Genomic DNA, 8,386 nt, shown 5'->3' with positions numbered 1-8,386 from the left:
TTTGGGCGCAGCGGGCTCAGTTCCAGCAACGGGCGGTTGGTGCGCAACCGCCCGTTCGCACATTCTGCCAAATTTTCTGGACACAAGGGCGCAGGGAAGACCGGGTGCGCGCCGCACCCGCGGTCTCGTGTGCGATTTTGATTCCTGGGCTTGACGCGATTTCTGTGCGCGCGGCAAATCAGTTCGTGGAGCCGTAGGGTGCGCAAAGCGGAAGCGCGCCCACCATCATGAAGCGTGCTCGGTGATAGATGGTGGGCACGGCGCTATCGCGCCTTTGCCCACCCTACGCGATCGAACGCATCACCGCATCCGCGAGCAATCCGGCAAACAGCAGCAGCCCTGCGTCGCGGTTGGACTTGAACAGGCGCAGGCACAGGGCAGGATCGCTGATGTTCAATCGCCCGATCTGCCAGGCCAGATGCACAGCGAACGCGATCAGCCCGATCCAGGCCGGCCAGCGCGCGCCGCCCAGAAACAGCGCGATGCCAATGAGCACCACGGCGAGCGAATAAAACACCGAAAGCGCCAGATGGGTGCGCGCGCCGAACAGCCGTGCCGTCGACTTGATGCCGATCAGCGCGTCGTCCTCGGTGTCCTGATGGGCGTAGATAGTGTCGTAGCCGATCACCCAACTGATCGAGCCGGCATAGAGGACGAGCGCGGTGAGATCGATCCGGCCGAACGTGACCGCGAATCCCATCAGCGCGCCCCAGGAGAACGCCAGCCCCAGCACGACCTGCGGCCACCACGTGATGCGCTTCATGAAGGGATAGACCGCGACGATGACCAGCGAGGCGATGCCGGTCAGAATCGCAAAGCGGTTGAACTGCAAGAGCACCGCAAGCCCAATCAGCGCCTGCAGGACCAGGAAGGCGAACGCCTGCGTTACGCTCACTTGGCCGGCGGGCAGCGGCCGGGACCGCGTGCGCTCGACGCGGGCGTCGAGGTCGCGGTCGGTGATGTCGTTCCAGGTGCAGCCCGCGCCACGCATGACGAAGGCGCCGATGAAGAACAGCACGATCACGAGCGGCAATTGCGAGATGTCGCGTGCGACGCCGGCGGCCAGCGCCGCCGACCACCAGCACGGCATCAGCAACAGCCACGAACCGATCGGACGATCGAAACGGGAAAGCCGCAAATAGGGCCGCGACCAGGACGGCGCGCGCGTATCGACCCAGTTGCCGGTCGCGTCGGCAACGCGGGCGGTCGCGTCGCTCATCGGAGCCGCATCATCGCGCGAGAACGTTGCCGTTCAGCGTATCGAAGGTGCTGCCGCCCTTCCTGACCGTCTGCGCCTCGGGGAGCGACGCCGAACCCAGCACCTCGCTGAGGCTCGGACCGGCCGGCCCGCGGGCCTGCGCCTGCTGCGCGACAGCACAGACCTGCTTCTGCATCTTCTCGGTGTTCTTGTGGCCGTTCCGGAGCTGATCGGCGATCTGCGGCGGAATTCCGCATTTGGCCGAATTGGTCTCGACGTACTTGATCATCTTCAATTCGGCCTGGCCGAAATTGCCGATCAGCTTGCAGGCTTCATCCGGCGGCGCCTTGCGGTCGCTCGCGGCCTTGATAAGCTTGCCGCGCCGCTCGGCTTCCTCGCGCAGGGGAACGAACCCCTTCATGCACGCGTCCGCCGGACCGCTGGCCTGCGGCGGCGGACCACTGAATCCGCTGGAAACCGGGGCCGCGCCCTGCGACGGGAACGACGATGGTGCGCCGACCGAAGCCGACGGCGCCGCGCCGTTCACTGGCGGAAACGGCGAATTCGCGGGTGTGGCGCTCTGGTTCGGCAAGGGCGCCGGGAACGCACCTTGCGCAAACACGTGGCCCGCGTGAACGGTCACGATTGCAGCGGTCAGCGGCACAATCAGGCGGCGGATCATCAAGGGTGTATCTCCGGCGAGGTCCAGGCAGCCCCAGCGTTTTCCGAACGAAGCGGATTTGCGGTGGGGCACTTTTTACGATTCCTGCCGACGCTTAACAACCCGTTGATTAGGGCAGCAGCGCGGCGTAACGCCCCGTCGGAACTAAAAATAGCGTCCGGATTCTAGCGCTTTAGGCTAAAAGCGGCGCCGGAAACGGAACATTATCGATGCCCGAACTCGATTTTCGCGCCCCTCGCCTGTTCGTCGATGCCCCGTTGCACGAGGGCGAAAGAATCGCGCTGGAGCGCAACCAGAGCAATTATCTGGGCAACGTGCTGCGGCTCTCGGCCGGCGAGACGATCCTGGTGTTCAACGGCCGCGACGGCGAATGGCGGGCAGCGATCGAAGGCCGCAAGCGGCCCGATGGCCTTGTGATCGCCGCGCAGACGCGGCCGCAGGACCGCCTGCCCGACATCGCCTATGTCTTTGCGCCGCTGAAACACGCGCGCCTCGACTACATGGTGCAGAAGGCGGTCGAGATGGGTGCCTCAAGCCTGCAGCCGGTGTTGACGCGGCACACCCAGGTCTCGCGGGTGAATAGCGAGCGGATGCGCGCCAATGTCATCGAGGCTGCCGAACAATGCGGGATATTGAGCCTTGCGCAGGTTGCCGAGCCGATCGCGCTGGACCGCTTTCTCGACAAGCGCGAAGCCGGCCGCCTGCTGGTGTTCTGCGACGAGGCGAGAGACGTCGCCGATCCCGTGCAAGCGCTGCAAGCGGCGCAGGTGGGCTCGGGGATCGACCTATTGATCGGTCCCGAAGGCGGGTTTGCCGCGGAAGAACGCACCCTACTGCTGCGCCAGCCCAAGATACTGCGGCTGTCCTTGGGTCCCCGCATCCTGCGCGCCGATACGGCGGGCGTCGCCGCACTGGCGCTGGTGCAGGCGGCGTTGGGGGACTGGCGGGATTAGTCAGGGGCGCACTGGTGGGCGGGTTCCCTCCCCCTTGCGGGGTCCGAGACGAGCGAAGCTCGCTCGTGGGTTAGGGAGAGGGGTACCGCTTGCTCCACTCCCAGACGAAGCGTGACACGAGGCTCTCAGCGTGGGCGTGGCGCGCGCAATGGTGCAGGTCAGCCTGATCTCTTCGTTCGAGCACGCGGCTTACCCCTCTCCCCAACCCTCCCCCGCAAGGGGGGAGGGAGCCTGAACCGCGTGCTCACCTCACATGGGTTATGGGCCAACCCCGTCCATTTCAAACCGCCTGGCTGGCCTCCAGCCACCCCGCATTAATTCAGTTGGCCAATCCCTGTCGAAACGCCGCCCCGGCCATGCTAAGGCCTGCGCCAACGAGGCCTCCGGAACTTGGGGGCCGCAAAGAACCCTGGAACCCGGTTTTTCCGGATATTTGGACGTAAGATGACCGCGACCGCTGCCGCCAGAGGTGCTGCCGGGTCCGCCGCCTGGGCGGACGCGCTGCTATTGTCGTTCGCACAAGGCGGCTACGTCCAGGCCCACCCAGCCATCCTGCAGCCGGCGGAGCCGTTTCTCGACCTCTCCGGCGAGGACATCCGTAAAAGCCTTTACCTGACGACCGACCCTTCCGGCGAGGAACTGTGCCTGCGGCCCGACCTCACCATTCCGGTGGCGCGGGACTATCTCGCCTCCGGACACGCCGGAAAGCCGGCCGGGTTCAGCTATCTCGGGCCGGTGTTCCGTTATCGCGGCGGCCAGCCCAGCGAATTCCTGCAGGCCGGCATCGAATCCTTCGGCCGGCAGGACCGCGCCGCGGCGGATGCCGAAATGCTGGCGCTGGCGCTGGGAGCGACCTCGGCCTTCGGATTGAAGGATGTCGAAATCCGCACCGGCGACGTCGCGCTGTTCAATGCGCTGATCGACGCGCTCGATCTCTATCCGGTGTGGCGGCGGCGCCTGATCAAGGACTTCAACCGCAAGCTAAGCCTCACCGAGGACATCGAGCGGCTGACGCTTGCGACAGCGCCCGGCCGCAACGAATATGAGGGCGTACTGGCGGCGCTCGCCGGCTCCGATCGCAAGGCGGCGCTGGCGCTGGTCACCGACCTGATGTCGATTGCCGGCACCACCAATGTCGGCGGACGCACGGTCGACGAGATCGCCGACCGCTTTCTCGAACAATCGACGCTGAAGGGCGGCGCACTGCCGCGCGACGCGCTCGATATCATCAAGCGCTTCCTGGCGATCGCCGGCGACCCCGATGAATCGGTGGCGCAACTGCGCGCGCTGGCCGCAGACGCCAAGCTCGATCTGACGGCGGCGATTGATCAGCTCGAAAGCCGCGTCGGCTTCATGGCCGCGCGCGGCATCGACACCAAGCTGACGCGCTTCTCCACCTCGTTTGGCCGCGGGCTCGATTATTACACCGGCTTCGAATTCGAGTTGCATGCCAAGGGCAACGGCGTCGAACCGCTGGTCGCAGGCGGACGCTATGATGGCCTGATGACGCAACTCGGTTCACCGACGCCTATCCCCGCGGTCGGATTCTCAGTGTGGATCGAAACACTGATGCAACACGCCAAGCCTGTTTCGGAAGGGAGCGCCACATGAGCGTTCCCTTCGTCCTTGCCGTTCCCTCCAAGGGCCGCCTGCAGGAAAACGCCGAGGCGTTCTTCACCCGCGCTGGCATGACGCTGGCAAAACCGCGCGGCGTGCGCGACTATCGCGGCACCATTGCAGGCCTCGACAATGTCGAGATCGCTTATCTCTCGGCCAGCGAGATTGCTTCGCAACTGGCGCGCGGCATGGTGCATCTCGGTGTCACCGGCGAAGATCTGTTGCGCGAAAGCATCCCCGATGCCGACAAGCGCGTGCTGCTGATCGACAGCCTCGGCTTCGGCAGCGCCAACGTCGTGGTCGCGGTGCCGCAGGCCTGGATCGACGTTCGCACCATGGCCGATCTCGACGACGTCACCACCGGCTTCCGCGCCGAGCATAACCGGCGGATGCGGGTCGCGACCAAATACATCAACCTGACGCGCAACTTCTTCGCCGCCCACGGCGTCGTCGACTATCGCATTGTCGAAAGCGCCGGCGCCACCGAAGGCGCGCCCGCCGTCGGCACCGCCGAGATGATCGTCGACATCACGACGACAGGCGCGACGCTCGCCGCCAACGGGCTGAAGGTGCTCGACGACGGCGTGATCTTGCGCAGCCAGGCCAACCTCGTGGCCTCCCGCGACGCCGACTGGTCGGCTGAGGCACGCGAGACCGCGCGCGTGATCCTCGATCATATTGCCGCGCGGGCGCGAGCCAGCAAATATCGCGAGGTGCGCACACGTTTCGCCGGCTGCAACGAGGCGTTGCTGACCGAGGCGCATAACCGCTTTGGTGTGGTGGCGCCGTTCGGCGGGCCGACATCGTCCGGCATGCTCACGCTGCACTGCCCACCGATGCATCTTTACGCGCTCGGCAGTTTCCTGCGCGAGCACGGCGCCGACACGGTTTCGATTGCCTCGCTCGATTATGTGCTCGACCGCGAAAACCCGCTATTTGCCAGGCTCGAGACGTTCCTGCGGCAATAAGGCTGCCGTTTCGTTCATCGTTGCGACAGCATTTCGCAGGTAACATATATGGTTGGATAATCTGGGACCTGATTGATGACGCTCGGCTCTGACGTTTCCCGCCTGACGACGACCGCAGCCAGCGCCGCGGCGAAAGGCTTGTCGGTTGTCGTGCCGCTGTACAACGAGGCGGCAGGGCTCGCTTTGCTGCACGAGCGATTGATCGGGCTCGCCAAGACGCTGAAGGCGCGCTACGGCCTCATCTGCGAAGTGGTCTATGTCGACGACGGCAGCGCCGACAATACGCTGGCGATCGCGCGTTCGCTCGCCGCCGATGCGCTCGACGTGCAGGTCGTCTCGCTGTCGCGCAATTTCGGCAAGGAGGCAGCCCTGATGGCGGGGCTCGATCATGCCCGCCGCGGCGCTATCCTGTTCATGGACGGCGACGGCCAGCATCCGCCGAGTCTGGTTGAAAAGCTCGTCGCGCACTGGATTGATGACGGCTACGACGTGGTCTATACGGCAAAGGCGCATCGCGACAATGAATCGTTCCTGCGCCGCCAGGCGGTGCACAGCTTCTACGCGCTGATCAATTGGGGCGCACGGCAGAAGATCCCCGAGGACGCCGGCGATTTCCGCCTGCTGTCGCCACGTGCGGCGGCCGCGCTGCGGCAGCTTCCCGAACGCAACCGCTTCTTCAAGGGCCTGTCGAACTGGATCGGCTTCCGCCAGATCCGCGTCGATTACGAGCCGGCGCCGCGGGCGCACGGCGTCACCACGTTCAGCCCGGGCCGGCTGATCGGCCTGTCGATCGAGGGACTGACGTCGTTTTCGGTGGCGCCGCTGCGCTTTGCAAGTTTGCTCGGCGTGCTGCTGGCCATCAGCGCCTTCCTGTTCGGCCTCACCATTCTCTGGGAGGTCTGGACCACCGGCAAGCAGGTCCCTGGCTATCCCTCGCTGATGATCGGGATGATGACGATCGGCGGCGTGCAGCTCATCATGATCGGCATCGTCGGCGAATATATCGGCAAGATTCTCTCCGAGCTGAAGGCGCGTCCGATCTATTTCGTCGCCGAGCACAACGAGAAGCGTGCCGATGGCGAGACGACGGTCAGCGCCGAGCGGACCGCCGCCGAATGAACGATGCCGCGCCGCCGCGCCGGATCTGGCTGTGCGCCGACGATTACGGGCTGGCCGAGGGCGTCAACCGCGCCATCCGCGATTTGATCGGCCGCGGCCGTCTCAATGCCACCTCTGTCATGGTGGTGGGACCTGCGATCGGGCGCGCCGAAGTCGCCGCGTTGCAGGAAGTTGCGGCGAACAGCCCGCGCTGCGCGATCGGGCTGCATGCGACGCTGACCGCGCCGTTTCGTCCGCTGACGATGCATTTTCGCCCCGTTGATGGCGGCCTGTTCCTGCCGTTTCCGAAATTGCTGCGCGCCGGCCTGTTGCGGCGGCTCGAGCCTGAAATGATCGAAGACGAACTCGCAGCCCAGCTTGCAGCTTTCAAGGACCTGTTCGGCCGCGCGCCCGATTTCGTCGACGGCCACCAGCACGCGCAACTCTTCCCTGGCGTGCGCGACGCATTCCTGCGCGCGGTCAAGGAAGCGGCCCCCGGCGCCTGGGTTCGCCAAGGCGGACGCCTCAAGCCATTGAACAAGCTGCTCGGCGCGCCCAAGGCTTTGGTGCTCGACATTCTCAGCGCGCAATTTCGCAAGCGCGCCGCCCATGCAAAAATTCCATTCAACCCGGCGTTCGCCGGCGCCTATGATTTTTCGAAAGAGCCCGATTTCGGCGTACTGATGGCTCAGTTCCTCGAAGGGCTGCCGGAAGGCGGGCTGGTGATGTGCCACCCCGGCTTTGTCGACGAAACGCTCGAGGCGCTTGATCCCCTGACCACACAGCGCGAGGCGGAACACGCATTTCTGGCAAGTGATCGATTCCCGACATTGCTGGCGGCGAATAACGTCACATTGAGGTAGCAAACATCGGCAAAAGCCGCTTGGCGTTTTGTCGCATACCAAAATTTAATTCGGCTTCCCACTACTTGCGACACAAAGCCCTCCTTACATCTTCGGGCGCGTCGATCACGATTCGACGCGAAGGAGAGGGCCATGACACCGCAAGAACGCCAACTGATTGACGATCTTTTTGACCGCCTCGCCAAGCTGGAAAGCGCCAAGCGCGATCCGGAAGCCATGGCGGCGATCATGCAGGGCCTGCGCAACGCGCCCAATGGGGTGTATGCGCTGGTGCAAACCGCGCTGGTGCAGGACGAAGCGCTGAGGCGCGCCGACATGCGCATCCAGGAATTGGAAGCGGCGGCGGGTCAGCAAACTCAATCCGGCGGCTTTCTCGATTCGATGCGCGACGCGATCTTCGGGCAGAGCCAGCCGCAAGGATCGTCGCAGGGTTCGGTGCCCAACGTCCGCGCGCCCGACATGGGCAGCCGTCCGACTTGGAACAGCGGTCAGGTGCTGCAACAGAGCCAGGCGCCTGGACAGTATAATCAGCCCGGCTACGGCCAGCCCTCTGGCGCGCAGCAATCGCCGTTCGGCGGCGGCGGCTCGTTCCTCGGAACGGCAGCGGCTGCCGCGGCCGGCGTGGTCGGCGGATCGCTGCTGGCCAACAGCATTCGAGGGATGATGGGCGGCGGCAACCAACAGGCATTCGGCGACACAGCGAACCACAGCGGCGGCGTCGAAGACCGCAGGCCGTGGAGCGATCAGTCCGGCGGCGATCTCGCGCGCGAGGCCGGCATCAACGACATCGGCTCATCGAGCCGACGCGCCGACAACAATGATGATAGTGGTTCGCGGCAGGGATTTTTTGATCAAGCCTCGCACGATGAAGGCGACGACATGGATCATGATTCCGATGGTTTTGACGGTGACGGCGGTGACAGCGATTACGCGTGACGCGCGTCAGCTATGAAAACGAAAACGGCCGCCCGATCGGGCGGCCGTTTTATTTGGGCATTCTTAGCCCG

9 protein-coding genes are annotated in these 8,386 nt (G+C 64.9%); 7 read left to right on the top strand and 2 right to left on the bottom strand.

Annotated features, from left to right (window positions below; translation table 11 throughout):
• Window positions 1-197, top strand: a 197-nt coding sequence (locus IVA95_RS38510; protein WP_247515285.1) for a hypothetical protein, incomplete at its 5' end; no start/stop codon positions are given.
• 86 nt (window positions 198-283) lie between these two features.
• Here the strand turns inward: IVA95_RS38510 and ubiA are convergent.
• Window positions 284-1,219, bottom strand: coding sequence for a 4-hydroxybenzoate octaprenyltransferase (gene ubiA, locus IVA95_RS38505; protein WP_247515284.1), 936 nt, complete (start codon window positions 1,217-1,219; stop codon window positions 284-286).
• Window positions 1,220-1,229: 10 nt separating this feature from the next.
• Complete coding sequence (locus IVA95_RS38500) at window positions 1,230-1,880, bottom strand: hypothetical protein (RefSeq protein WP_247515283.1); 651 nt, start codon at window positions 1,878-1,880, stop codon at window positions 1,230-1,232.
• A gap of 209 nt (window positions 1,881-2,089) precedes the next feature.
• Between IVA95_RS38500 and IVA95_RS38495 the strand changes: the two genes are divergently transcribed.
• The 6 genes from IVA95_RS38495 to IVA95_RS38470 all read left to right on the top strand — a co-directional run bounded on the left by IVA95_RS38495 (window position 2,090) and on the right by IVA95_RS38470 (window position 8,315).
• Window positions 2,090-2,833, top strand: coding sequence for a 16S rRNA (uracil(1498)-N(3))-methyltransferase (locus IVA95_RS38495; protein WP_247515282.1), 744 nt, complete (start codon window positions 2,090-2,092; stop codon window positions 2,831-2,833).
• Window positions 2,834-3,277: 444 nt separating this feature from the next.
• Window positions 3,278-4,444 (top strand): ATP phosphoribosyltransferase regulatory subunit, encoded by a 1,167-nt coding sequence (locus IVA95_RS38490; RefSeq protein WP_247515281.1) that lies wholly within the window; start codon window positions 3,278-3,280, stop codon window positions 4,442-4,444.
• Window positions 4,441-5,418, top strand: coding sequence for an ATP phosphoribosyltransferase (hisG, locus tag IVA95_RS38485; RefSeq protein WP_247515280.1), 978 nt, complete (start codon window positions 4,441-4,443; stop codon window positions 5,416-5,418). The genes IVA95_RS38490 and hisG overlap by 4 nt, the downstream gene beginning before the upstream one ends.
• 75 nt (window positions 5,419-5,493) lie before the next feature.
• On the top strand, window positions 5,494-6,537 hold the full coding sequence (locus IVA95_RS38480; protein WP_247515279.1) for a glycosyltransferase family 2 protein: 1,044 nt from the start codon (window positions 5,494-5,496) through the stop codon (window positions 6,535-6,537).
• A complete protein-coding gene (locus tag IVA95_RS38475) occupies window positions 6,534-7,379 on the top strand; it encodes a ChbG/HpnK family deacetylase (protein WP_247515278.1) in 846 nt (281 codons plus the stop codon). The genes IVA95_RS38480 and IVA95_RS38475 overlap by 4 nt, the downstream gene beginning before the upstream one ends.
• Window positions 7,380-7,511: 132 nt before the next feature.
• Entirely contained in the window at window positions 7,512-8,315 is an 804-nt protein-coding gene (locus IVA95_RS38470) for a DUF2076 domain-containing protein (protein WP_247515277.1), read from the top strand.
• Window positions 8,316-8,386: the final 71 nt, after the last annotated feature.

Source organism: Bradyrhizobium sp. 157, assembly GCF_023073815.1.
Lineage (GTDB): Bacteria > Pseudomonadota > Alphaproteobacteria > Rhizobiales > Xanthobacteraceae > Bradyrhizobium.
Note: the sequence above shows the minus strand (reverse complement) of the source record. Positions and strands in the feature narration are given on the sequence as shown.